Source organism: Herbidospora mongoliensis (assembly GCF_001570545.1).
Classification (GTDB): Bacteria; Actinomycetota; Actinomycetes; order Streptosporangiales; family Streptosporangiaceae; genus Herbidospora; species Herbidospora mongoliensis.
In genome coordinates this window covers 240,325-264,662 of record NZ_BBXD01000016.1, presented here as the reverse complement: position 1 = coordinate 264,662, position 24,338 = coordinate 240,325, and the positions used below count along the sequence as shown (strand labels likewise).

Sequence of the window (24,338 nt, the reverse complement as noted above, 5' to 3'; positions counted from 1 at the left end):
GCCCGGTGGAAGTCACCGGGCCTCTCAACGGTCATGCCGCCGGGCTATTCCTTGGGAACGGTGATCTCGCCGCTCGCGATCTTGGCCTTGAAGTCGTCGAGCTGGGTCTTGATGTCGTCGATCTTGCCGCCGGTCGTCGAGTAGTCGACGCCGCCCGCCGCGAGGTCGTAGACCTTCGGACCGGCCGCGACCGAGTCGGAGGTGAAGCTCTTGATGAAGTCGAAGACCGCGACGTCGACCTTCTTCAGCATCGAGGTGATGATGACGTCGGCGACCGTCGGGTCGGCGGTCTTGGCCTGGTCGGAGTCGACGCCGATCGCCAGCCCGCCCGCGGCCTTGGCGGCCTCGAACACACCGGCGCCGGAACCACCGGCGGCCTGGTAGACCACGTCGGCGCCCGCGTCGAACATGCCCTCGGCGGCCGTCTTGCCCTTGGCCGGGTCGCCGAAGCCGGAGAAGTCCGGCGGCTGGGTCAGGTACTTCGACTGGATCTTGATGTCCGGCTTGACGGCCTTGGCGCCCGCCTCGAAACCGGCCTGGAACTTCTTGATCAGGGGAACCTCGACACCGCCGACGAAGCCGACGTCGCCCTTGGTCGACTTCAGCGCCGCCGCGGCGCCGACCAGGAACGAGCCCTGCTCCTCGGCGAAGACCAGGTTGGAGATGTTCGCGCCCTTGGCGGCGTCGTCGTCGACGATCGCGAACTTGGTGTCGGGGAACTCGGCCGCGACCTTGGCGACCGAAGCGGAGTAGGCGAAGCCGACCGCGATGACCGGGTTGAAGCCGCCGTCGGCGAGGAGGCGCAGGCGCTCCTCCTTGGCCGACTCGGCCTCGCCGTTGCCGGCCTCCAGCTCGTTGACCTCGACGCCGAGCTCGGCCTTGGCCTTGTCCAGGCCCGCTGCGGCGGAGTCGTTGAAGGACTGGTCGCCACGGCCGCCGATGTCGTACGCGAGGCCGACCTTGGCGCCGGCGGCCGCGGGGGCCGACGACGCGGCGTCGGTCGGCGCGGCGCTGGGAGCGCCCTCAGTGGTGTCGCCGCCGCCACAGGCGGCGGCGGCAAGCAGCATCGCACCGGTGGCGGCACCGGCGACGACCTTGCCAAAACGATTGCGGAGCAAGGTGGGACTCCCCTTCCGTGACGTTCACTTCCGTCGCACGCGCGAAGGAACGCACGGCAACCTGCACGGAAGATAGTTGTTCGGGAAGGATGCTCAAAACGCCAGCACAGCTCCGCAATCACCCTGTTATGCAGCTCACGCCACCTTGTGACCGAGTCAGGCCAGCAGAGCCTCCGATTCGGAGCCCCGGCGGACCGCCGTGCGCTGACCGTCCCACAGGGCGGTCAGGGCCGTAGCGGCCAGCACCCGGACGCCCACACCCACGCAGCGCTCGTCGACGTCGAAGGTCGCCTGGTGGATGTCGAAGTCGCGGTTGTCACCCGGGGTGCGCACGCCCAGCCGGGCCAGCGCGCCGGGAATCGACTCCAGATACCAGGCGAAATCCTCGCCGCCGAGCGACTGGGACGTCGGCGCGGGCGCGTCGGGCCCGAGGACCTGGACCGCGGCGTCGCGGAACATCTCGACGCTGGCGGCGTCGTTGACCGTGGGCGGCACCCCGCGCCGGTAGTCGAGCTCGGCCTCCACCCCGTAGGCGCCCGCGACCCCGTCGAGCAGCGACTTGATCAGGTCGGGCGCGGCGTGCCACGCCTCGTCCTCCAGGCACCGGATCGTGCCCTCGATCAGGCCGTCTTCGGGTATCACGTTGCCGACCGAACCCGCCTGGACGCGGCCCCAGACCAGGGACAGCGACGAGCGCGGGTCGACCCGGCGGCTGAGGGCCGCGGGGAGTTCGGTGACGATCTTCGCGAGGGCGTAGACGAGATCGGCGGTCAGGTGCGGGCGGGCGGTGTGCCCGCCCGGGCCACGCAGCCGGACGGTGAGCCGGTCGCAGGCCGCCGTGATGCCGCCCGAGCGCAGGCCGAGCTGGCCCACCTCCAGGCGCGGGTCGCAGTGCAGCGCGAACACCCGGTCGAGCCCGCTGATGCCGCCGGCCGCCATGACCTCGAGCGCGCCCTCGACGATCTCCTCGGCCGGCTGGAAGATCAGCCGGACCCGGCCGGGCAGCAGCCCCGCCGCCGCCTGGCGGGCCAGGAAGACGCCGGTGCCGGCCAGGATCGCGGTGTGCACGTCGTGGCCGCAGGCGTGGCAGCGGCCGGGCTGGAGCGAACGGTAGGGCACGTCCTTCTCGTCGGGCATGGCGAGGGCGTCCATGTCGGCGCGCAGGCCGATCGTGGGGCCGCCGCCGGGGCCGATGTCGCACAGGATGCCGGTGCCCCGGGGCAGGATCTGGGGCTCCAGACCGGCCCCCTTCAGCAGGTCCATGACCTTGCCGGTGGTGCGGTGCTCGTTGAAAGCGAGCTCGGGGTGCATGTGGATGTCGCGGCGCAGTGCGACGAGCTCACTTTCGTGAGCGGCGAGGAACGCGTCCAGCTCCCCCGTAAGACCATGCCCCTCAGGGGACTCCGTCTCCTGATCATGTCCCTGCATGATCTGCTCCATCTGCCTTCCTCGCAGTGACGAACCGGTCTTGAGCCAGCTCGGTAATGGTCGCGTCGACAACGTCTTCAAGAGTTCCACCGGCTGCGAGAATTCCCCGCTGCCGCTCGCACGAGCTGCCCTGGTCGAGAACGTCGCTCAATACGGCCAGCTCGTCGGCGCAGCCGAGGCGGTCGGCCACCGGTTCGAGTTCGCGCTGGAGTTCGTACAACATGTCGCGCAGCGGGGCGGTCGAGCCTTTGTCGTCGGTGACGACGACGGCGTCCAGCCCGTAGCGGGTGGCCCGCCACTTGTTGTCGCGCACGACCCAGGCCGCCGGGCTCGGAAGCTTGTAGCCCCGGTCGAGCTGCTGGTCGAACTGCGTCACAAGGCACTGCGACAAGGCGGTGACCATGCCGACCTCTCGTAGGGTCGGAATGCCGTCGAACATGCGGATCTCGATCGTGCCGAAGTCGGGATGGGGTCGAATGTCCCACCAGACCTCTTTGATGCTCTTGATCGTGCCGGCACGAATCAGGGTCTCCATGTATTCCTCGAACCCCGCCCAGTCCGCCAATAAATGCGGCGGCCCGGCCGTGGGCAGTGCCCCAAAGACGATTGCCCGGCTGGAGGCGAGCCCGGTGTCTTGGCCGCCCCAGAACGGGCTGGAGGTCGTCAGCGCCAGGAAATGCGGCAGGTAGGCCGCAAGTGCGTTGACTATGGGAATGACTTTATCTCGATCCCGTACCCCCACGTGAACGTGTACGCCAAATGTTTGGATGCGCCATGCCAGCCACTGCATCTCTTCGACGAGTTCGGCATAGCGCTGCATCGGCGAGTACTCCGCGTCCCGCCAGTCGCTGATCGCATGGGTCCCGGTGCAGGCCAGCGAGACGCCTCGCGGCTCGGCGACCTCCCGGAGCCGGGTCAGGCTCCGTTCCAGGTCCTGGACGGCCTCCGCCGCCGTGTGGCAGATGTCCGTCACGATCTCGATCTGCGACTGCATGAGTTCGTGCATGGCTTTCGGCCGGGCGCTCTCGCTCAGATCGGGCACCTCGGCGAGGATCTGGCGCGCATCCTGCCGGAGCCGTCGCGTGTGCGTGTCGATGAGCTGTAGCTCCCACTCGACGCCCAGAGTCGCACCGCGGGACGGATTGAACTCGATCGGCACAACAACCTCCATAGTCCATCGTCTCAGGCACCGTCACTCGACGTGGCGTTAATCGGCCAAACCGAAAGCCCACATCCGATCAAGGCCTCTTGTGCATCGTGACCTCTCCCCCCAGATCAGCCAACTGCCCCCAAACGGTCAATCAACGAGTAGGGTCCAATGCGTACGCCTGTGATCTTTGGGGGATCTTTCGCGATATGCGTAGATGTACGAGTGCCCTCAGCCTCGCCGTTCTCACGACGGGACTGCTCGCGGGAGGGCAGCCGGCCCTGGCGTCCACCACGGCGGCCGATGCGATCGGCGGGCCCCAGCTGGCCAGTACGGGTCTCATCGTCCAAGCGGGCGTGAAGGCCCCACCGAAGACCAAGGCGAACTCGTACGTGATCGCCGACGCCGAGACCGGCGAGGTGCTGGCGGCCAAGAACCCGCACGGGAAGTTCCTCCCGGCCAGCACGATGAAGGCCCTGACGGCGCTGACGCTGATCCCGAAGCTGGACAAGAACCAGACGGTCAAGCCGAGCCGGGCCGCCGTCAACGAGGAGGGCAGCGCGGTCGGCCTCGTGCCCAAGCCCATCTACAAGGTGCACGACCTGTTCCGCGCCCTGATGATGGTCAGCGGCAACGACTGCGCCAACGCCCTGTCGGAGGCCAACGGCGGCATCCCGGCGACCCTGGCCGACATGAACGCGGAGGCGAAGCGCCTCCAGGCCAACGACACGGTCGCCAAAACGCCCAGCGGCCTCGACAAGCCGGGGCAGAGCAGCTCGGCCTACGACCTGGCGCTGATCGCCCGCGCCGGTCTTCAGAACAAGGACTTCCGCGAGTACATCTCCACCAAGACCGCCAAGTTCCCGGCGCCGAAGGGCCACTACGAGATCGGCAACCACAACCGCATGTTGTGGACCTACGACGGCATGATCGGCGTCAAGAACGGCTGGACGTCCAAGGCCTTCGGCAGTTTCGTCGGCGCGGCCAAGCGCGACGGCCACACGATCATCGTGTCGGTCATGCGGCACGAGGAGTCGTTCTGGAAGGACGTCGAGGAGCTGATGAACTGGGGCTTCGCCAACCGCGGCAAGACCGCCGCCGTGGGCGCCCTGGTCGACCCGCTGCCGCCGGCGCAGCCCTCCCCGGCGCCGTCGGCGCCGGCGGCACCGGTGCCCGAGGGCAACGCCGCGGTCTCCGAGCCGGTGGCGCCAAAACGTGAAAATTCAGGGATGCTCGCCACGATCGTCCTGGGCGGCGGTCTGGTCGCCGGAGTCGGTCTGCTCGGCTGGGGCATCCGCCGTAAGAGGCGTCAGTCGCCGACGGCCTCGTCGTAACCGTCGTGGGTGGCCGGGGCCGGTGACGGCTCCGGCGGCGGGCCGAGGGTGGCGGTGGCGGTCCAGGCGGCGCTGTAGAAGATCACCCGCGCCGACAGGTTGATCCAGAGCAGCAGGCCGATCATGACGGTGAACGCCCCGTAGAGCGTGTTGTTCGACAACGTGTGGGACAGCAGCAGCGTCGCCGACTGCTTCAGCACGCCGAACAGCACCGCGCCCACCAGCGACCCGCGCAGCACGATTTTGAAGGGCTGCGCAGGCCTGGCCAGCCACCAGAACATGACCAGGAACACGAGGGTGTCGGCGGCCAGCGCGGCCACGATGCCGACGACCACCAGGCCGGCCGAGACCAACCACGACGCGCCGAAGCCCAGCCAGCCCGCGACCGTGGACGTGGCGCCGCTGGCCGCCGCGCTGACGACCACGGAGAGGATCATCGCGAGGCCGATGAGGACCAGCGCGACCAGGTCGTAGCCCTTGCCGACGAAGAAGTTCACGGCGGGCCGGCGGCTCATCCACATGTCCCGCAGCGCGGTGCGCAGCGTGTCGACCGCGCCGAGGCCCGAGTAGAGCAGGCCGATCAGGCCGATGATCGTGGCGGCGCTGCGGGCCTCGGCCAGGTAGCTCAGGTCGAGCTTGTCGGCCAGGCCCGGGAGCTGGTCGTTGATCGCCTGGTTCAGGGTCTGCAGCGCGTCGGGCCGGAACGTGACGACGTAGCCGAACACCGCGAACGACAGCGCGATGATCGGGAAGAACGACAGGAACGCGAAGTAGGTCACCGCCCCGGCCAGCCGGTCGCCGTGCAGCACCTGGTATCGGTGGATCGTGCGGATCAGATGGTCGACCCACCGGAACCGGATCCGCGCGCTCTCGGTTTTCGCGCGGCCCCAGGCCTTCACCACATCGATAAACCGCAGGAAGGACTGGAGCGCGCGCTTGATCACGCTCGGGTACTACCCGTGAGTGGGCAGGAATCCCATCGCGTCGCGGGCCTTCTCCATGGTCTCCTGCGCCACCGCGCGCGCCTTGGCCGCGCCGATCGCCAGCATCCGGTCGAGCTCGGCCTCGTTGGCGAGCAGCTTCTCCGCGCGCTCGCGGATCGGCGTGAACGTCTCGATCACGGCCTCGGCGACGTCCTTCTTGAAGGTGCCGTAGCCCGCGCCGACGTAGCGCGCCTCCAGGTCGGGGATCGTGGTGCCGGTCAGCGCCGACAGGATCCGGAGCAGGTTCGTGACGCCCGGCTTGTTCTCGTCGTCGGCGACGATGTCGGTGCCGGTGTCGGTGACCGCCCGCATGACCTTCTTGCGCAGCGGCCCCGGGTCTTCCAGCACGTCGAGGATGCCCTGCGGGCTGGACGACGACTTCGACATCTTCGCCGTCGGGTCCTGCAGGTCGGTGATCTTCTCGACTTCCTTCAGGATGTACGGCTTGGGCAGCGTGAACGTCTGCCCGTAGCGCGTGTTGAACCGCTGCGCGAGATCACGGGTGAGCTCGATGTGCTGCTTCTGGTCGGCGCCCACCGGGACCTGGTCGGTCTGGTAGAGCAGGATGTCGGCGGCCTGCAGGATCGGGTAGGTGAACAGGCCCACCGAGGCCGAGCCCTCACCGTATTTCGATGACTTGTCCTTGAACTGGGTCATCCGCCCGGCCTCGCCCATGCCGGTCATGCAGATGAGCATCCAGGCCAGCTCGGAGTGTTCACGAACGTGGCTCTGCGCGAACACCGACGACCGCTCGGGGTCGAGGCCGCACGCGAACAGCTGCGCGGCGGCGGTGCGGGTGCGGGTGCGCAGCTCGGCGGCGGTCGGCGTGATCGTGATCGCGTGGAGGTCGACGACCATGTAGAACGCGTCGTGCGTCTCCTGGAGCGCGACCCACTGGCGGACCGCGCCCAGGTAATTGCCGAGGTGGAACGAGCCCGACGTGGGCTGGATGCCGGAAAGAACACGAGGGCGAGCCATACACCTCATTCTTCCAGCAACCCCGGGCAGGTCGCGACGATTTACGCCTCCGGGGTGGCGGGCGTGACCCGGACCCGGGAGACCCGCCGCCCGTCCATCTCGGTGACCGCCAGCCGCGCCTCCGCGACCTCCACGACCTCCCCCACCACGGGCAGATGGCCCAGCTTGGCCATCATGAAACCGCCGATGGTCTCGTAAGGCCCCTCAGGCAGCGCGATGCCGAGCTCCGACAGCGCGTCGACCAGCCGCAGCAGGCCCTCCACCTCGACGTCGCCCGCGATGCGGCGGAAACCGGGCTCCTCCTGGTCGTATTCGTCGCGGATGTCGCCGATGAGCTCCTCGACCAGGTCCTCAAGGGTGACGATGCCGGCCGTGCCGCCGTATTCGTCGACCACGATGGCCAGGTGGTGGCCCTCGTCGCGCATCTCCGACAGGGTGGCCAGCACCCGCTTGGTGACCGGCACCTGCTTCACCGGGCGGATCGGCACCACCTCGGAGATCGGGTCGATCCGGCCGGTCAGCACCGGGTCGAGCAGGTCGCGGACGTGCACGAACCCGACCACCTCGTCGTAGGAGCCCCGGTAGACGGGGAACCGCGAGTGGGGCAGCGAGGCGACCAGCACCGCCGCCTCGGCCAGCGTGGTCTCGGCCGCCATGAACTCCACTTCGGTACGCGGCAGCATCACCTCCCGCAACTGCCGCTTGCCGGCCGCGAAGACCTCGGCGATCAGGTGCCGCTCGTCGGCGGTCAGCTCGGCGTGCCCGGCCACCATGTCGCGCAGTTCCTCGATCGTCATCGCCTCGCGGTCGGCGTTCGGGTTGCCGCCCAGCAGCCGCACCACGCCGTCGGTCGACTTCGACAGCGCCCAGATGATCGGCCGCGACAGGGCCGCGATGCGGTCGACGAAGGGGGCCACGAACAGCGCCAGGCCTTCGGCCCGCTGGAGGGCCAGGCGCTTGGGCGCCAGCTCGCCGAGCACCAGGGAGACGTAGGAGATGCAGAGGGTAACCACCACCAGCGAGACCAGCGGCGCGGCCGACTTCGGCAGGCCCCACTCCTCGAGTGCCGGGGTCAGCTCGCCGGCGAGCTTGTCGGCGCCGAACGCCGCCGACAGCATGCTCATCACGGTGACCCCGATCTGCACCGCCGACAGGAACCGGTTGGGGTCACGCGCCAGCTTGGCCACCCGGGCGCCCCGGCGGCCGAGTTTCTCCAGCCCGCGCACCTGGCTTTCGCGCAGCGAGACCAGGGCCATCTCGGCCGCCGCGAAGTAGCCGCCGATCAGGATGAACACCAAGACGAGGGCGATGTTGGCCGCGAGACTGTTCACTGGAATGTTTCCGCCCTGGCGACTTCCGATGACGAGAGAGCTGAAAGCGTACTCACAGCGCGGCTAGGCTGGGCGTCGTACAAAATCGAACACAGTCGAACGGAATCCAACGTGAAGCTACTGGTTACCGGAGGCGCTGGCTACATCGGCAGCGTGACCGCGGCGCAGCTCGTCGAGGCGGGACACGAGGTCACCGTGCTCGACGACCTGTCGACCGGCCACGCCGACGCGGTGCCCGACGGCGCGCGGTTCGTCGAGGGCACCTTCACGGAACCAGGCGACCTGTCCGGCTTCGACGCGGTGCTCCACTTCGCGGCCCGGTCGCTGGTCGGCGAATCGGTCGAGAAGCCCGCACTCTACTGGTCGCACAACCTCGGTGGAACGCTCCGCCTGCTCGACGCCATGCGCAAGGGCGGCGTCGGCCGCATCGTGTTCTCCTCCACCGCCGCGACCTACGGCGAGCCCGAGAACACCCCCATCAGGGAGACCGACCCGACCCGGCCCACCAACCCCTACGGCGCGTCCAAGCTCGCCGTCGACACCACCCTGACCGCCTTCGCGGCGATGTACGGCATCGCGGCGGTCAGCCTGCGCTACTTCAACGTCGCCGGCGCCTACGGTCGCTACCGCGAGCGCCACGTGGTCGAGACCCACCTGATCCCCAATGTGCTCAAGGTCGCGCTCGGCGAGCGCGAGTCGATCAGTATCTTCGGCGGCGACTACCCCACGCCCGACGGCACATGCGTCCGTGACTACGTGCACGTCTCCGACGTCGCCAACGCCCACCTGCTGGCGCTGGCGGCGTGCGAGAGGGGCGTACACAAGATCTTCAACCTCGGCAACGGCACCGGTTTCTCCAACCAGCAGGTCGTCGACGCCTGCCGTGAGGTCACCGGCCATCCGATCCCCGCGGACATCGCGCCCCGGCGCGCGGGCGACCCCGCGGTGCTGGTCGCGTCGTCGGAGCTGATCCAGAAGGAGCTGGGCTGGCAGCCCGAACACACCGGCCTGACCTCGATGGTCGCGGATGCCTGGGCATCACTTCGGTAATTGTCCGGATTCACAGCGTTAAATATGATTAAGTCTCGGCTATGAGGCGAGTGCTGGCATATGTGGGGGTCGTGCTGCTCGTCATGCTCGGCAGCCTCGCGTCCGCCGCCGGAGTGGTGTTCGCCACCGGCGACACCCACGCGTTCCGGAACATGATCAGCGGGACGCCGCCGTGCCCCTGACGTTCATCGAGGCCTGATTGTTGGCGGGATGGCGGTCGCCGCGCCCCTGGGAGCGCACGATCGCCGTCACCGCGTCCTTGCCGCGCTGCACGGCCAGCCGGAACCAGGCCGTGCCGCCCGGACGGATCGGCGGCACCACGCAGCCGGTCCGGCCGCCGCAGCGGGCGCCGTCGACGTAGACCATGGCGTCCCGGACCACCCGAGGGCCCTTGTTGCGGACGGACGCGTTCACCATCGTGCGGTGGCCGCTGCGCCGGGGCGGGGAGAGTTTCACGATCAGGTCGGCGCCCTCGTCGATCTTGGTGACCGACTCGGCCTCGTTGTCGGAGTCGTGGCCGTCGAGGACCTCCGAGGTCAGCCGGGCCTGGGCGCGCAGCGGGCCCAGAGCGCTGGGACGTACCACCCCGGTGATCACCACTCCGCCGGCCTGACCGGGCGCGACGTCCTTGGACGAGCGGCAGACGACCTCCGCGAGGCCCCGGCCGGGCTGGCACTCGGCGACGTCCACATTCATGATCTTGAAGTCGGTCGGGACGCGGACCGTCAGCGTCGGCAGCACGGCGTCACCCGGACCGCCGTTCTTCACCTCGACCTTGTAGGTCAGCGACTGCCCCGGCTGGGCGACCTTCGGATGGGCGACGATGGAGACCGACAGGTCGGCCCCGCCCCACTGACCCTTGTCCTGCCCCTCAGGCCCGGACGCCAGCGCGGGACCCCCGGCGGCGCCGGAGACGAGGAACGCGACCGCCGCGACCATCCATCGACCCATGGCCCCAATTCAACGTCCGGGGCATCGAGATGATCGTCCGGACACGCTACGGTCGACCTCATGGAAGGGACACGGGACGGCAAAGTCCGCGCCCTGCTCTACGACGTCAGCACGGTCCTGCTGCTGACCTTCGGCGGCCTGCTGTTCGTCGTCGGCTGGCTGGCCGGCGCCTACCTGCTGCTGGCCTCCAAACGGTGGCGACCCTGGGAGAAGGCGCTCGGCCTGCTGGTCTGGCCCCTGGGCGTCCTCTGGGTGTACGTCGTCCCGCTCGTGATCTTCAGCTGTGAGAGCGTCCTGGTCGACGGCAGGCGGGTCCAGACGAACTGCCCCGACTACGCCGACTGGCTGACGCCGACGGCGATGGGGGCCGCGTTCGCGCTCGAGGTGCTCGTGATGATCATCTTGCTGCTCCGGCCCCGCCGGCGGGGTTAACGGCAGGTCAGCTTCGCCGGGGTGTTCCGGTCGGGGGTGAAGACGGCGTTGCCGAAATATTCGGCCATGAGGTCGCGGGCCTTGCCGGTCTCGTAGAGCTCGACGATCGCCGTGCGGACCGCCTCGCAGGTCTTCACGTCACCCTGGGGCAGGCCGACCGCGTAGCGCGCCGAGCCCACGCCCAGACCGAGAACGCGGTATTTGACCGGCTCCCGGTCGGCGAACCCGGCCAGCACGATGTCGTCGCCGGGTACGGCGTCGACCAGTCCGTCCTTCAGGAAGTTCATGCAGTCGCCCGCGTCCTTCCCGGCCACGTCGACCACGGCGATCCCCTGACCGGCGAGCCATCGCTTGATCTCGGACGTGTTGGTGCCCGGCCGGTTGCACAGCCGCTTGCCCCGGAGGTCGGCGGCGCTGGAGATGGCCGAGTCGTCGGCCACCAGCACGTCGTTCCTCGCCCAGTAGTAGGGCCCGGCGAAGGTGACCTTGTCGTTCTTGGAGGCCTCCCAGGCGTAGGTCGCGACCACCAGGTCGACGGCGCCCGAGGTCAGCGCCTGCTCGCGGTTGAACGACTTCACCACCTGCACGGTCACGTTCTTCGCGCCGAGATGCCCGGCGATGTAGCGGCCCACCTCGACCTCGAAGCCCCGGAGCTCCCCTTCGATCGGCAGCCCGATCCCGGGCAGATCCTCCTTCACCCCGATCGTGAGCCTCCCGGTCTCCCTGGCCTTCTCCAGCACCGAGGAGTAGGGGCCCGACCTGGTCGGGGAGGGGCTCGGCTTCGGGGTGGGGTCCGGGGAGTTGACCATCAGCGCCACCACGACCGCGACCCCGGTCAGCACCAGCGCGGCGGCGCCGGCCATGGAGGCGGGGAGCCACCACTTCTGCCGCTGCCTCGACGGGGGCTCCTGCGGCGGTACGGGCATCCGGAACGCCCGGGTCTCGTCGTTGAGGTCGCGGACCACCGGGAACGGCCCCGTCTCGGGGTTGGCCACCAGGGCGCCCTGCGACATCACCACGGTCGAGGCGTCGCCGGTCTCGGGATGGCCGAGCAGGCGCAGCAGGATCTGCCCCGCCGTCGGCCGGTCGGCCGGACGCTTGCTCACACTCGCCGCCACCACGCTCTTCAGCGGCTCGGGCAGCGGGGTCAGGTCGATCTCGTGGTTGAGGATGCGGTTCAGCACCGCCGCGATCGACTTCGCCCCGAACGCGGCCTGCCCGGTGGCGGCGTAGGCGATCGTCGCGCCCCACGCGAAGACATCGGTGAAGGCCCCGACGTCGTCGCCGGAGACCTGCTCGGGAGCCATGTAGGCGGGGGTGCCGATCGCCCGGCTGGTGATGGTGCCGGTGGAGTCGAGGATGCGGGCGATGCCGAAGTCGACCACCCGGGGGCCCTCGGTGGCCAGCAGCACGTTGTCGGGCTTGAAGTCGCGGTGGACGATGCCCGCCTGGTGGATGGCGGTCAGCGCGGTGGCGGTGCCGACGGCCAGCCGTTCCAGGTCGTCGCCGCGCATCGGGCCGGAATCGTCGATCTGCTCGCGCAGCGACGGGCCCTCGATGTACTCGCTGGCGATGTAGGGGGTGTCGCCTTCGAGGTCGGCGCCGATGACTCTGGCCGTACAGAAGCTGGCGACGCGCTCGGCGGCCCTTAACTCACGCGCGAAGCGGGAGCGGGCCATGGCGTCGCCGGTGAACTTGACGTGCAGCAACTTCACCGCGGCCCGCTCACCCGAGTCATTGGTGCCGAGATAAACGGTCCCCTGGCCGCCCTCGCCGATCCGCCCGGACAGGGTGAAGGGACCGAGCTGTTTCGGGTCCCCCGACCCGAGCGGCTCGATCATGAATAATTCCCACCGTTTTCGTCATTTACTGGCCAGGCTGACTTTACGGCAAACGCAAGAGCCGCCCACCGGGGAAAGGCGAGCGGCTCAGGGGGAAGAGGGTTTAAGCCATCTTCTTCTGGAGGTTCTCGTCGAGCGTGGCCAGGAAGTCCTGGGTGGTCAGCCACTCGGCGTCGTCGCCGACCAGCAGAGCCAGGTCCTTGGTCATCTTGCCGCTCTCGACGGTCTCGACGCAGACCTCTTCGAGCCTGGTCGCGAAGTCGATCACCTCGGGCTGGTTGTCGAGCTTGCCGCGGTGCTGCAGGCCACGGGTCCAGGCGAAGATCGACGCGATCGGGTTGGTCGACGTCGGCTTGCCCTGCTGGTGCTGCCGGAAGTGGCGGGTCACCGTGCCGTGGGCGGCCTCGGCCTCGACGGTCTGCCCGTCGGGGGTCATCAGCACCGAGGTCATCAGGCCGAGCGACCCGAAGCCCTGCGCCACCGTGTCCGACTGGACGTCACCGTCGTAGTTCTTGCACGCCCAGACGTAGCCGCCCTCCCACTTCAGGGAGGCCGCGACCATGTCGTCGATCAGCCGGTGCTCGTAGGTGATCCCGGCCGCCTCGAAGTCGGCCTTGAACTCGCTCTCGAACACCTCGGCGAAGATGTCCTTGAACCGGCCGTCGTAGGCTTTCAGGATCGTGTTCTTCGTCGACAGGTAGACGGGGTAGTTGCGGGACAGGCCGTAGCGCATGGACGACCGGGCGAAGTCGCGGATCGACTCGTCGAGGTTGTACATGGCCAGGGCGACGCCGCCGCCGGGGAAGTCGAAGACGTTGAGCTCGATCGGCTCGCTGCCGTCCTTCGGGGTGAAGGTCAGCGTCAGCGTGCCCTCGCCGGGGATCTTCAGGTCGGTGGCGCGGTACTGGTCGCCGAAGGCGTGACGGCCGACGATGATCGGCTTGGTCCAGCCCGGCACCAGGCGCGGCACGTTCGACATGATGATCGGCTCACGGAAGATGACGCCACCGAGGATGTTGCGGATGGTCCCGTTCGGGGACCTCCACATCTTCTTCAGGCCGAACTCCTCGACACGGGCCTCGTCGGGGGTGATCGTCGCGCACTTGACGCCGACGCCGTACTGCTTGATGGCGTTCGCGGCGTCGATCGTGACCTGGTCGTCGGTGGCGTCTCGGTGCTCGATGCCGAGATCGAAGTACTTGAGGTCGACGTCGAGGTAGGGCAGGATCAGCTGGTCCTTGATGAACTGCCAGATGATCCGGGTCATCTCGTCGCCGTCAAGCTCGACGACCGGACCCGCTACCTTGATCTTGGGCATGCGTGGGGTTCCCCTTCTGAACTAACTGTGGCCGGAGTCCTTTTTGAGGTCACTGGCCGACGAGGCTATCGGACGGCCGCACCTGGTCGACGATGAGGTCGGAGGGATGGAGGTCGACCTCCAGCAGGACCCCGGCCGCCACCATCAGCAACCCGAACAGGGTCAGGGTGACGGTGTCGGCCACGCGGGAGCGGACGGAGAGCCCGCCGGAGTGGCGCCGGGGAAGCAGTAGCCGCAGCACCGCGCCCGTGAGAAAGGCGGCGCCCAGAACGACGCCGCCCAGCCATGGTTCCGGGAGCACGGCGATGAGGATCAGCCCGGTGGCCGCGCCCGCGGCCACCATCACGTAGGCCCCCCAGGCCATGCGCCTCGCGTTGGTGTTGATGGTCGGTTCCGTCTCTATGGAGTGTCAGCTGCGGCGGTGATTCTCACCGCTCGTCGATGTGGACCCACTTCTGGTCGCGCGCGCCGATGTACTCGCTGTCCGGGCGGATCAGCCTGTTGTCGGCGTGCTGCTCGATCACGTGGGCGGTCCACCCCGCCATCCGGCTGACCGAGAACACCGGGGTGAACAGGTCGGTCGGGATGCCGAGGAAGTGGTAGACCGTGGCGGCGTAGAAGTCGACGTTGGGGTAGAGGCCCTTCTCCGCGAAGACGACCTCCTCCATCTCCTTCGACATCCGATAGTAGGTGTCGTCTCCGGACGCTTCGCCCAGCTCCTCGGACAGGCGGCGCAGATGAGTGGCCCGCGGATCTTCGGTCTTGTAGACCCGGTGACCGAACCCCATGATCTTCTCGCCGCCGGCCAGCTTGCCGCGGACGGCCTCGGCGACGCCGCCGGCGTCGATCGTCTCCAGCGTCCGCATGACCTGCTCATTGGCCCCGCCGTGCAGCGGCCCCTTGAGGGTGCCGATGGCGGCGACCACGGCCGAGTGCATGTCCGACAAGGTGGCCGCGCAGACCCGGGCGGCGAACGTCGAGGCGTTCATCGTGTGGTCGGCGTGCAGCACCAGGCACTCGTCGAAGATCTCGACTTCCCTGGGCGTCGGCTCCTTGCCGGTGATCTGGAGCAGGAAGTTGGCCGCGATCGACCGGTCGGGATCGGGCTCGGGGATCTCCGCGCTCCGGCGGGCCGCGTGGAAGCGGGCCACCAGGACCGGCTGGAGGGCCGTCAGCCGGGCCGCCTTGCGCAGGTTGGCGTCGGCGGCGTTGGAGTCCTTGTCGGGATCCTCCGCGCTGGTCAGGGAGAGCAACGTGCGCAGGGCCTCCATGGGCTCCTGCTTCTCGGCGATCTCCACGATGTTCTGCTCGACGAGACTGCCGAGCGCGCGCCCCCGCACGAGTTCCGCGCCGTATTCGGCGAGCTGGTCGCGGTTCGGGAGGGTGCCGTGCTGGAGAAGGTGAGCGGTTTCCTCGAAGGTGGTGCGGCCGGCCAGGTCGTGGATGTCGTATCCGCGGTAGAACAACAGACCGGCCTTGCCGTCGATGTCGCTGAGCGCTGTTGACGCGGCGACGACATCGGCGAGGCCTTTGGTGGGCTTGTCTGCCATGAGTGTTTCCTCCGCTTATCTACTGCGAAAGTCTACCCGTGAGCTGGTAAAGCACCTCTTCCTTCGGAACAGGTTCCCAGCGCGAGCTACGGCCGGCCGCATCTCGCTTTGAGGTCCAGACCAATTCAGCGCCGATTCTGGTCAAGGCAAAGGCGATTCCCGATCCCCACGTTTGGGTAAGCCGCAGCTGATGTGAAAGTAACGGCGGGCTACCTGGGGAGGAACTGCCGTGGAGGGGCCGTTCATACGGATCGAGGACACCGGCGAAGTGGTGCCCTTGCGCCCCGAGATCACCACGATCGGCCGGGGCCGAGGTGCCGACATCCGGCTGACAGACCCGAGCGTGTCGCGTTTACACGCCGAGTTCGTCAGACGGGGACCTTACCTGTATGTCGTTGACCTGGGCTTGTCCCGCAACGGCACACGGGTGAACGGCAGGCCGATCGCCCGGAGGGTCCTTGACGATGGCGACGTCGTCTCGTTCGGCGCCGCCCGCGCGCGGGTGGGCGGCATACCGCGCGAAGACCTGGCGCCAGAGGTCGAGTTGCGGCGAGCCGCCGCACCCGAGCTCACCCGGCGCGAGGTCGACGTCCTTACCTCGCTGTGTCGACCGGCGCTCTCGGACGAGGCGTTCGTGGCGCCCGCGACCGCACGCGAGATAGCCGACGACCTGGTCGTCACGGAGGCCGCGGTGAAGCAGCACCTGCTGCGGCTCTACCAGAAGTTCCGCATTCCCGAGGGCACCAACCGGCGCACCCGCCTCGCCAACGAGGTGGTCGCGCTCGGGCTGGTCCGCCCGACACCGGTCGTCCCCCCGCAGAGGGCGACCGAGGGAAGCGGAACTCCGGCGGCGCATCCCGCGTCGGCGCCCACAGCGGGGCGCCGAGCGAGCTGAAAGCGAGACGCAGACGGCCGAAGGCCGGCTGTGGCTCGCGCTAGGAATCTGCCCGAAGACAGGCGGGGCTCGGCGAGGGGTCTCCGCTTCCTAGCTCAACAGACCCGCGTCCCGCTCCGCGGCCTCGACCACGTTGGTCAGCAGCAGGGCGCGGGTCATCGGCCCGACCCCACCGGGGTTGGGCGCGACCCATCCGGCGACCCCGGCGACGTCGGCCGCGACGTCGCCGGCGATCTTTCCGTCGACCCGTGAGACGCCCACGTCGAGCACGGCCGCCCCCGGCTTCACCATCGCGGCTGTGATCAGGCCGGGCACCCCGGCCGCCGCGACGACGATGTCGGCCCGCCTCACGTGATCGGCCAGGTCACGGGTGCCGGTGTGGCACAGGGTGACGGTGGCGTTCTCGGAGCGGCGGGTGAGCAGCAGGCCCAGCGGACGGCCGACCGTGATGCCCCGGCCCACCACCACGACCTCGGCGCCGTTGATCGGCACGTCGTATTCCCGCAGGAGCCGCACGACACCACGCGGAGTGCAGGGCAGCGGCGCCTCGACCATGTGGACCAACCGGCCCAGGTTGACCGGGTGGAGACCGTCGGCGTCCTTGGCGGGGTCGACGCGCTCCAGCAGGGCCATCGTGTCGAGGTGGCGCGGCAGCGGGAGCTGCACGATGTAGCCGTTGCAGGCCGGGTCGGCGTTGAGTTCGTCGATGACGTCTTCGACCTGCCCGGGTGTGGCGTCGGCGGGCAGCTCGCGCTGGATCGAGTTGATGCCGACCTCGGCGCAGTCGCGGTGCTTGCTGGCGACGTAGATGTGGCTGGCCGGGTCGTCGCCGACCAGGACCGTGCCCAGACCCGGGGTGATGCCCGCCTCGGCGAGCTTGCCGACGCGCAGCGCCAGGTCGAGCTTGATCTTTGCCGCGGTGGCCTTGCCGTCGAGAATCCCTGCGCTCATGTGTGCCCCTTAGTGGAAGAAGTGGCGGGTGCCGGTGAAGTAGAGGCTCACACCGGCGGCCTGGGCCGCGGCGATGACCTCGTCGTCACGGATCGAGCCGCCCGGCTCCACGATCGCGGTCACGCCGCCGTCGACCAGCACCTGCAGGCCGTCGGCGAACGGGAAGAACGCGTCGGAGGCGGCCACGGAACCGGCCGCCCGCTCCCCCGCCCGGGTGACCGCGAGGCGGGCCGAGTCGACCCGGTTGACCTGGCCCATGCCGACGCCGACCGAGGCGCCGCCCGCGGCCAGCAGGATCGCGTTCGACTTGACCGACCGCACGGCCTTCCAGGCGAACTCGAGGTCGGCGAGGGTCTCGTCGGAGACGGCCGGACCGGCTTTGAGCTCCCAACCGGCGACCTTGTCACCGGGCTCGTCGACCCGGTCGACCGTCTGCACGAGCAGCCCGCCGTCGATCCGCCGGAACTCGGCGGCGTTGCGAGGGCCCTGGGGGCAGGCCAGCAGGCGGAGGTTCTTCTTCTCCCGCAGGACGGTCAGGGCGTCGGCCGCGAACGACGGCGCGACGACGACCTCGGTGAAGATGGGCGCGATCTGCTCGGCCAGTGCTTTGGTGACCTCGCGGTTGACCGCGATGACGCCGCCGTAGGCCGAGACCGGGTCGCACTCGTGGGCCTTGCGATGTGCCTCGACGACGTCGGATCCGACCGCGATGCCACACGGGTTGGCGTGCTTGATGATCGCGACGGCCGGGGAGTCGAAATCCCAGGCCGAGCGCCAGGCGGCATCGGCGTCGACGTAGTTGTTGTAGGACATCTCCTTGCCGTGAAGCTGCTCGGCGCCCGCCAGGCCGCCCGAACCCGTCGAGTAGAGGGCGGCGCGCTGGTGAGGGTTCTCACCGTAACGGAGCACGTCTTTCAGGTTCCAGTCGGCGGCCATGAACGCGGGCCACTCGCCCTCGGGGGCGTAGACGTTGGCGAACCAGGAGGCGACGGCCACGTCGTAGCTGGCGGTGTGGGCGTAGGCGGCGGCGGCCAGGCGGCGGCGGTCGGTGACGGTGAAGCCGCCCTCGCCGATCGCGGCCAGCACGGCCGGGTAGGCGCGCGGGTCGACGACCACGGCGACGGTGCCGTGGTTCTTGGCGGCGGCGCGGATCATCGCCGGGCCGCCGATGTCGATCTTCTCGACGCAGTCGGCGTCGGAGGCGCCCGAGGCCACCGTCTCGCGGAACGGGTAGAGGTTGACCACACAGAGCTGGAACGGCTCGATCTCCAGCTCTTCGAGCTGGGTGACGTGGGACGGGTTGGCGCCGTCGGCCAGCAGCCCGGCGTGCACGCGCGGGTGGAGGGTCTTCACCCGCCCGTCGAGGCACTCGGGGAAGCCCGTCAGCGATTCCACCTTCGTGACCGGGATGCCGTAGGAGGCGATGGCGGCGGCGGTGCCGCCGGTCGAGACGATCTCCACACCCGCCGCTTCCAGGCCCCGGGCCAGGTCTTCCAGGCCGGTCTTGTCGTAAACCGCGATCAGCGCGCGCCGGATGGCGATCCGAGTCACTGTGTAGCCTCCTGTTGTTCTGTTCAGTGGGTGTCCAGGCGCACCGTGCGCCCGGAGACCCGCCAGCCCTGCCGGGCCATCCGCCCGACGACCTCGACCAGCAGCGTCCGCTCGACGACCTTGATGCGCTCGTGCAGAGCCGCCTCGTCGTCGCCGTCTTCGACCGGGACGGCCGTCTGCGCGATCACCGGGCCGGTGTCGACCCCGTCGTCGACGAGGTGGACGGTGCAGCCGGCGACCTTAACGCCGTAGGCGAGCGCGTCGCGGACGGCGTGGGCGCCGGGGAAGGCCGGGAGAAGCGCCGGGTGGGTGTTGACCACCGTGAACCGCGACAGCACGGCCGGGCCGAGGATCTTCATGAACCCGGCCGACACCACCAGATCGGGTTCATAGCCGGCGATCTTCGCGGCGAGGGCGGAATCCCACGCCTCGCGGGCCGTATGATCACTTACCCGCTCGGCGAAAGTGGGCAGACCGGCGCGTTCCGCGCGGGCCAGCCCTTCGATCGCCGGACGGTCGGCCCCGACGGCCACGACGGTCGCGCCGTAGGCCGGATCTGCCGCCGCGTCGAGTAGGGCTTGTAGGTTGGTCCCCGAACCCGAGACGAGGACCACGAGCCGTGAAGACAGAGCGGTCTCCTTCGGGGAAGTGAACGGGTGCGTGACAAAGGGTATCGGTCACGCCGTCGTGCGGCGCGAAGGCCCTATCAGCAAGGCGAGGACATCTTGACCACACCACTGACGACGGCTGCGGAGATGGGCGGGCGCCGGGCGCTGGCGCTCGGTCTCATGGCGCTGATCTTCACATTGTTCGTGCCGACGATGGGCCTGGCCCTGTCGGTGTTCGGCGTCATCGTGGGCATCCGCGACCTGCGGACGCTCAAGAAGGGCGGCCAGCCCACCGGCATGGCGACGGGCGCGGTGCTCATCTCGTCGCTGGCGTTCATCCTCGGCGGGGTCACCACGGGGGTGCAGATCTACCTGGGGACCGAGCTGACGGCGTACACGGAATGCCTGAAGGGGGCCGGCACCGTCACGGCGCAGACCGAGTGCTCCGACGCGCTGAAGTCGGCGCTGGAGACCAAGCTCGGCATGCCATGGCCGGCGAACATGCCGCTGCCCGGTTAGTCGGTTTTGCTGTTGAGATAGGTGACGTGGGCGCCGGTCGGCTGGTCGATCGGTTCCTCGTCGTCGTCGGGCCTGGTCGGGGTCGAGCGCTTGCGGGCGAAGGTCTCCACGGCGTGGTCGTCGGGCTCGATGTCGCGGATGACCGGGATCGCGATGGTGTCGGCCTCGGTGGCGTCCATCCAGTGGCCGGGCAGGGGTTCCTTCTTGGCCTTGCGCTTCTTCTTGACCTTGGTGACCACCTCGGCGATCGGCTGCTGGGCGGGTGTGTGGGAGATCAGCCACCAGTTGGCCAGCCCGGCCGAGATGCCCGCGGCCACGCCCACTTCCAGGGTGACCGAGAAGGCCACCTCCCAGGCCGACGGCCCGACGGCGGCCATGCGGGCGCCGCCCAGCGGGCCGCCCGACAGCGCTGCGAGCAGCCCGGCGACGGCCCCGGAACTCAGCCCGCAGACGAACCCCCACAGCGGCGCCGCCTCCAGTGACGGCGTGGGCGCGATCCTGGCCACCACCACCCCGGCCACCGCTCCGGCCGCGAAGGGGAGCGCCACCACGGCCATCATCCACGGTGGGACCGGACCCGACTCGGGCAGCGCGCCCAGCAGCGGCAGCGACGGGATCGTGCCGAGTTTCACCCCGGTCGGCGCGACCAGGGTGCCGGCGCCGATGGCGAACCCGGGTCCGGTGATGTACGCCAGCCCCCAGATCACCGCGTTGAACAGGTAGAGCCCCTCGACCAGCGCGAGCAGCACGCCGCCCACCAGGCCGGGGCTGAGCGCCTCGGTGAGCCGCTGGATCTCGTCGAAGTGGACCCCGATCAGGCCCAGCACCAGCAGCAGCCCGGACGCCAGCATCAGCGACACGGCCACGAACGTGCCCACCACCACCGAGCGCAGCCGCTCGGGCAGCAGCCGGACCATCGCCCGCCACGGCCCGATCGTGCGGGCCACCGCCACCGAACCGGCCAGGAACGCCAGCACCAGATGACTGATCAGCGCCTCGGCCACGAACGGCTCGGTCACCTCGTTGCGGCCGACGAGCGCGATCATCCCGGCCAGCAGGGCGTAGGGCGCGGCCAGCGAGATGCCGGCGCGGGCGATCAGGATGAGCTGGGCCTTGCGGCGGGCGTTCGCCAGGTCCTTGGACGAGCCCTTCGGCAGCCGCGCCGGCAGCCGCAGCCGCAGGTCGGCGTCTCGGGCCATCCACAGTCCGGCCCGGTAGAGCAGGGTGCCCGGCAGGATCATCAGGCCCAGCGGCAGCAGCCCGACCCTGCCTCCACCCGGGATCTCGAACCCGGCGTGGTGGGCGGCCAGCCACAGCTGGCAGGCGGTCCGGAACACCCCCGGCAGCCCCGCGCCGAACGTGCCGCGCGGCGCGGCGATCCACCCGATCAGCGTCAACGTGGTGAGCACCGCCAGGCCGATGCCGAGCGTGCCCGCCGCGGCCAGCATGCCGGACACCGGCAGCGGGCGCCGATCGTCGTCGCCGAAGACGGCCCGGGGGACTGTCCGAATCTGGTCGAGAAGCGCCGTCACAGTAGCCGATGCTCTCAAGGGCGGGCCGTTACACGGTCACGCCGCGCCGATGGGCGTCCCGTTTGTCCTTGGGGTGTTCTTGGGAGAACCGAGAACCCCGGCGCTCGGCGCCGGGGTTCTCAGGGAACTATCAACGGTTCTGCATGATCTCCCGCATGAGACGGGCGGTCTCACTCGGAGTCTTGCCGACGCGGACGCCGACCTTCTCCAGGGCTTCCTTCTTGCCCTGGGCGGTGCCGGCCGAGCCCGACACGATGGCGCCGGCGTGGCCCATCGTCTTGCCCTCAGGCGCCGTGAACCCGGCGACGTAGGCCACGACGGGCTTGGTCACGTGCTTCTCGATGTAGGCCGCCGCACGCTCCTCGGCGTCGCCGCCGATCTCGCCGATCATGACGATCGCGTCGGTGCCCGGGTCGTCCTGGAACGCCTGGAGGGCGTCGATGTGGGTGGTGCCGATGACCGGGTCACCGCCGATGCCGACCGCCGTGGAGAAGCCGAAGTCGCGCAGCTCGTACATGAGCTGGTAGGTCAGCGTGCCCGACTTCGAGACCAGGCCGATGCGGCCCGGAGTCGTGATGTCGGCGGGGATGATGCCGGCGTTGGAGGCGCCGGGCGAGGCGATGCCGGGGCAGTTCGGGCCGATGATCCGGGTCTTGTTGCCCTTGGCGGTGGCATAGGCCCAGAACTCGGTCGTGTCGTGGATCGGCACGCCCTCGGTGATGACGACCGCGAGGGGGATCTCGGCGTCGATCGCCTCCTTCACCGCACCGGCGGTGAACGCCGGCGGCACGAAGATGACGCTGACGTCGGCCCTGGTCTTCTCCATCGCCTCGGCGACGGTCGCGAACACCGGCAGGCCCTCGTGAGTGGTGCCCGCCTTGCGCGGGTTCACGCCGCCGACGACGTTGGCGCCGGAGGCCAGCATCCGCAGGGTGTGCTTGGTGCCCTCGGACCCCGTGATGCCCTGGACGATGATTCTGCTTTTCTCGGTGAGCCAAATGGCCATTACGCACCTACCGCAGCGAGTTCGGCGGCGCGCTTGGCCGCGTCGTCCATGGTGTCGACAAGTTCGACGCCCGGGAGGGCGGCGTTCTGCAGGATCTCGCGGCCCAGGGCCGCGTTGTTGCCGTCGAGACGGACCACGAGCGGGCGGGAGACCGCCTCACCCCGGTCGCTCAGCAGCTGGAAGGCGCTCACGATGCCGTTGGCGACCGCGTCACAGGCGGTGATGCCGCCGAAGACGTTGACGAACACCGACTTCACGGCCGGGTCGGACAGGATGATCTCCAGCCCGTTGGCCATCACCTCGGCCGAGGCGCCACCGCCGATGTCGAGGAAGTTGGCCGGCTTCGGCGTGCCCGCGAGCTGCTCGCCGGCGTAGGCGACCACGTCGAGGGTGGACATGACCAGACCGGCGCCGTTGCCGATGATGCCGACGTTGCCGTCGAGCTTCACGTAGTTGAGGTGCTTCTCCTTGGCCCTCGCCTCCAGCGGGTCTTCCGCCGCCTTGTCGACGTAGGACTCGTGCTCCTTCTGGCGGAAGTCGGCGTTGGTGTCGAGCGTGACCTTGCCGTCGAGCGCCTTCACCTGGCCGTCGGCCGTCAGGATCAGCGGGTTGACCTCGACGAGTGAGGCGTCTTCATCGACGAAGACCGCCCACAGGCGCTCGATGAGCTCCGCGGCCCCGTCGAGCGACTTCTCCGGCAGCCCGCCGGCCGCCGCGATCTCGCGCGCCCGCGCCAGGTCGATGCCGTCGATCGGGTTGACCGCGATCTTCGCCACCTTCTCGGGGGCGGTGTGCGCGACCTCTTCGATGTCCATGCCGCCTGCGGCGGAACAGATCGCGAGGAAGGTACGGTTCGCACGGTCGAGCAGGAAGGAGAAGTAGTACTCCTCCGCGATGTTGCTGGCCTCTTCCACCAGGACCTTGTGGACCGTGTGGCCCTTGATGTCCATGCCGAGGATGGCCTTGGCCTTCGTCTCGGCGTCGGTGGCGTCGTCGGCCACCTTCACGCCGCCGGCCTTACCGCGGCCGCCGGTCTTCACCTGGGCCTTGACCACGACCCGCCCGGTCAGCTGCTCGGCCGCCGTGCGTGCTTCCGCCACGGTGTGCGCGACGATTCCGCGCGGCACCGGGATGCCGTACGCGGCGAAGAGCTCCTTCGCCTGATGTTCGAACAGGTCCACGAGGGTCCGTCCCTTTGAATGTCGAGGGCGCCGTTGGACAGGGCGCCGTCGTCCTGCCTGGCATTTCCGCGCAGAAAGCCTAGCCCCAGGGCGTACGTGGCGAGGTCATAGGGGGGCGTTTGGGGGTTGCCGACTTTCCCGTTATGTACTAGACGTCCGCGCTGGGGTTGTGGGGGCTACCGGAAACGTACCGAATGGGCGGTTGGCCGCCGGTCAAACCGAGGTCGGAATCGTCGTTCTCACCCACTCGACGATCTCCTCGGTCGTGGCGCCGGGGGTGAAGATGCCGGCCACGCCGATGCGCCGGAGTTCCGGGATGTCCTCCTCGGGGATGATTCCGCCGCCGAAGACGACGATGTCGGTGGCTTCCTGATCGCGCAGGAGTTCCATCACTTTCGCGAACAGGGTCATGTGGGCGCCGGAGAGGATCGACAGCCCGATCGCGGCTGCGTCCTCCTGGATGGCGGTGCGGACGATCTGCTCCGGGGTCTGGTGCAGACCTGTGTAGACGACTTCCATGCCCGCGTCTCGCAGGGCGCGGGCGACGACCTTCACGCCGCGGTCGTGACCGTCGAGGCCGGGTTTGGCGACGACGATCCGGATCCTGGATTCCATGCTTCGCACTGTAGCCCGG

General features: G+C 69.1%; 24 protein-coding genes. 6 read left to right on the top strand and 18 right to left on the bottom strand.

Annotation, left to right across the window (positions count from 1 at the left end; translation table 11 throughout):
- Nucleotides 1–44: 44 nt before the first annotated feature.
- The 3 genes from AW272_RS24005 to AW272_RS23995 form a co-directional block, all read right to left on the bottom strand.
- Nucleotides 45–1,118, bottom strand: coding sequence for a BMP family lipoprotein (locus AW272_RS24005; RefSeq protein WP_218011030.1), 1,074 nt, complete (start codon nt 1,116–1,118; stop codon nt 45–47).
- A gap of 156 nt (nt 1,119–1,274) precedes the next feature.
- Nucleotides 1,275–2,558 (bottom strand): amidohydrolase, encoded by a 1,284-nt coding sequence (locus AW272_RS24000; protein WP_439649158.1) that lies wholly within the window; start codon nt 2,556–2,558, stop codon nt 1,275–1,277.
- The gene (locus AW272_RS23995) at nt 2,533–3,705 is read right to left on the bottom strand and encodes a glutamate--cysteine ligase (protein ID WP_066369560.1); all 1,173 of its coding nucleotides are present in this window, start codon (nt 3,703–3,705) and stop codon (nt 2,533–2,535) included. Before AW272_RS23995 ends, AW272_RS24000 begins: the two co-directional genes overlap by 26 nt.
- A 197-nt stretch (nt 3,706–3,902) precedes the next feature.
- On the opposite strand from AW272_RS23995, the gene AW272_RS23990 reads away from it, so the two are divergent.
- Nucleotides 3,903–5,027 carry a D-alanyl-D-alanine carboxypeptidase family protein gene (locus AW272_RS23990; protein ID WP_083958607.1) on the top strand — a complete coding sequence of 375 codons (1,125 nt, stop codon included), beginning with the start codon at nt 3,903–3,905 and terminating at the stop codon, nt 5,025–5,027.
- Here AW272_RS23990 and AW272_RS23985 read toward each other — a convergent pair.
- Genes AW272_RS23985 through AW272_RS23975 form a run of 3 tightly spaced genes read right to left on the bottom strand, consistent with a single transcriptional unit; the run spans nt 5,003 to nt 8,319 of the window.
- Entirely contained in the window at nt 5,003–5,971 is a 969-nt protein-coding gene (locus AW272_RS23985) for a YihY/virulence factor BrkB family protein (RefSeq protein WP_245657692.1), read from the bottom strand. The two genes, AW272_RS23990 and AW272_RS23985, sit on opposite strands and share 25 nt — an antisense overlap.
- 9 nt (nt 5,972–5,980) lie before the next feature.
- Nucleotides 5,981–6,988 (bottom strand): tryptophan--tRNA ligase, encoded by a 1,008-nt coding sequence (trpS, locus tag AW272_RS23980; protein ID WP_066369260.1) that lies wholly within the window; start codon nt 6,986–6,988, stop codon nt 5,981–5,983.
- Nucleotides 6,989–7,029: 41 nt separating this feature from the next.
- Entirely contained in the window at nt 7,030–8,319 is a 1,290-nt protein-coding gene (locus AW272_RS23975; RefSeq protein WP_066369257.1) for a hemolysin family protein, read from the bottom strand.
- Between the two features lie 111 nt (nt 8,320–8,430).
- Here AW272_RS23975 and galE point away from each other — a divergent pair, with 111 nt between their 5' ends.
- The gene (gene galE, locus AW272_RS23970) at nt 8,431–9,369 is read left to right on the top strand and encodes a UDP-glucose 4-epimerase GalE (RefSeq protein ID WP_066369255.1); all 939 of its coding nucleotides are present in this window, start codon (nt 8,431–8,433) and stop codon (nt 9,367–9,369) included.
- Nucleotides 9,370–9,410: 41 nt separating this feature from the next.
- The gene (locus AW272_RS42290) at nt 9,411–9,551 is read left to right on the top strand and encodes a hypothetical protein (protein ID WP_157518730.1); all 141 of its coding nucleotides are present in this window, start codon (nt 9,411–9,413) and stop codon (nt 9,549–9,551) included.
- On the opposite strand, the gene AW272_RS23965 is transcribed toward AW272_RS42290, so the two are convergent.
- Complete coding sequence (locus tag AW272_RS23965; RefSeq protein ID WP_157518729.1) at nt 9,526–10,320, bottom strand: COG1361 family protein; 795 nt, start codon at nt 10,318–10,320, stop codon at nt 9,526–9,528. The genes AW272_RS42290 and AW272_RS23965 overlap by 26 nt on opposite strands.
- 60 nt (nt 10,321–10,380) lie before the next feature.
- Between AW272_RS23965 and AW272_RS23960 the strand changes: the two genes are divergently transcribed.
- Complete coding sequence (locus AW272_RS23960) at nt 10,381–10,752, top strand: hypothetical protein (RefSeq protein ID WP_066369251.1); 372 nt, start codon at nt 10,381–10,383, stop codon at nt 10,750–10,752.
- Here AW272_RS23960 and AW272_RS23955 read toward each other — a convergent pair.
- From AW272_RS23955 to AW272_RS23940, 4 genes are all read right to left on the bottom strand, one after another.
- Nucleotides 10,749–12,593 (bottom strand): serine/threonine-protein kinase, encoded by a 1,845-nt coding sequence (locus AW272_RS23955; protein WP_066369249.1) that lies wholly within the window; start codon nt 12,591–12,593, stop codon nt 10,749–10,751. The genes AW272_RS23960 and AW272_RS23955 overlap by 4 nt on opposite strands.
- A 103-nt stretch (nt 12,594–12,696) precedes the next feature.
- On the bottom strand, nt 12,697–13,911 hold the full coding sequence (locus AW272_RS23950) for an NADP-dependent isocitrate dehydrogenase (RefSeq protein WP_066369247.1): 1,215 nt from the start codon (nt 13,909–13,911) through the stop codon (nt 12,697–12,699).
- A gap of 49 nt (nt 13,912–13,960) precedes the next feature.
- Nucleotides 13,961–14,275 (bottom strand): DUF3017 domain-containing protein, encoded by a 315-nt coding sequence (locus AW272_RS23945; RefSeq protein WP_066369245.1) that lies wholly within the window; start codon nt 14,273–14,275, stop codon nt 13,961–13,963.
- A gap of 64 nt (nt 14,276–14,339) precedes the next feature.
- Nucleotides 14,340–15,461, bottom strand: a complete 1,122-nt coding sequence (locus AW272_RS23940; RefSeq protein WP_066369242.1) for a citrate/2-methylcitrate synthase — start codon at nt 15,459–15,461, stop codon at nt 14,340–14,342.
- Between the two features lie 229 nt (nt 15,462–15,690).
- Here AW272_RS23940 and AW272_RS23935 point away from each other — a divergent pair, with 229 nt between their 5' ends.
- Nucleotides 15,691–16,356 carry an FHA domain-containing protein gene (locus tag AW272_RS23935; protein ID WP_066369240.1) on the top strand — a complete coding sequence of 222 codons (666 nt, stop codon included), beginning with the start codon at nt 15,691–15,693 and terminating at the stop codon, nt 16,354–16,356.
- Nucleotides 16,357–16,446: 90 nt separating this feature from the next.
- On the opposite strand, the gene AW272_RS23930 is transcribed toward AW272_RS23935, so the two are convergent.
- From AW272_RS23930 to purN, 3 genes are read right to left on the bottom strand one after another with little or no spacing between them, the layout of a single operon-like run.
- Nucleotides 16,447–17,307 carry a bifunctional methylenetetrahydrofolate dehydrogenase/methenyltetrahydrofolate cyclohydrolase gene (locus tag AW272_RS23930; protein WP_066369238.1) on the bottom strand — a complete coding sequence of 287 codons (861 nt, stop codon included), beginning with the start codon at nt 17,305–17,307 and terminating at the stop codon, nt 16,447–16,449.
- A gap of 9 nt (nt 17,308–17,316) precedes the next feature.
- Nucleotides 17,317–18,858, bottom strand: coding sequence for a bifunctional phosphoribosylaminoimidazolecarboxamide formyltransferase/IMP cyclohydrolase (purH, locus tag AW272_RS23925; RefSeq protein ID WP_066369230.1), 1,542 nt, complete (start codon nt 18,856–18,858; stop codon nt 17,317–17,319).
- A 23-nt stretch (nt 18,859–18,881) separates the two neighbouring features.
- On the bottom strand, nt 18,882–19,487 hold the full coding sequence (gene purN, locus AW272_RS23920) for a phosphoribosylglycinamide formyltransferase (protein ID WP_066369227.1): 606 nt from the start codon (nt 19,485–19,487) through the stop codon (nt 18,882–18,884).
- A 96-nt stretch (nt 19,488–19,583) separates the two neighbouring features.
- Here purN and AW272_RS23915 point away from each other — a divergent pair, with 96 nt between their 5' ends.
- Complete coding sequence (locus tag AW272_RS23915) at nt 19,584–19,985, top strand: hypothetical protein (protein ID WP_066369226.1); 402 nt, start codon at nt 19,584–19,586, stop codon at nt 19,983–19,985.
- On the opposite strand, the gene AW272_RS23910 is transcribed toward AW272_RS23915, so the two are convergent.
- The 4 genes from AW272_RS23910 to icmB form a co-directional block, all read right to left on the bottom strand.
- Nucleotides 19,982–21,517 carry a cell division protein PerM gene (locus tag AW272_RS23910; RefSeq protein ID WP_066369225.1) on the bottom strand — a complete coding sequence of 512 codons (1,536 nt, stop codon included), beginning with the start codon at nt 21,515–21,517 and terminating at the stop codon, nt 19,982–19,984. The genes AW272_RS23915 and AW272_RS23910 overlap by 4 nt on opposite strands.
- A 130-nt stretch (nt 21,518–21,647) precedes the next feature.
- The gene (sucD, locus tag AW272_RS23905) at nt 21,648–22,523 is read right to left on the bottom strand and encodes a succinate--CoA ligase subunit alpha (protein WP_066369223.1); all 876 of its coding nucleotides are present in this window, start codon (nt 22,521–22,523) and stop codon (nt 21,648–21,650) included.
- Nucleotides 22,523–23,704 carry an ADP-forming succinate--CoA ligase subunit beta gene (gene sucC / locus AW272_RS23900; RefSeq protein WP_066369220.1) on the bottom strand — a complete coding sequence of 394 codons (1,182 nt, stop codon included), beginning with the start codon at nt 23,702–23,704 and terminating at the stop codon, nt 22,523–22,525. The genes sucD and sucC overlap by 1 nt, the downstream gene beginning before the upstream one ends.
- Before the next feature lie 213 nt (nt 23,705–23,917).
- Nucleotides 23,918–24,319 (bottom strand): coenzyme B12-dependent isobutyryl CoA mutase small subunit, encoded by a 402-nt coding sequence (icmB, locus tag AW272_RS23895; RefSeq protein WP_066369215.1) that lies wholly within the window; start codon nt 24,317–24,319, stop codon nt 23,918–23,920.
- Nucleotides 24,320–24,338: the final 19 nt, after the last annotated feature.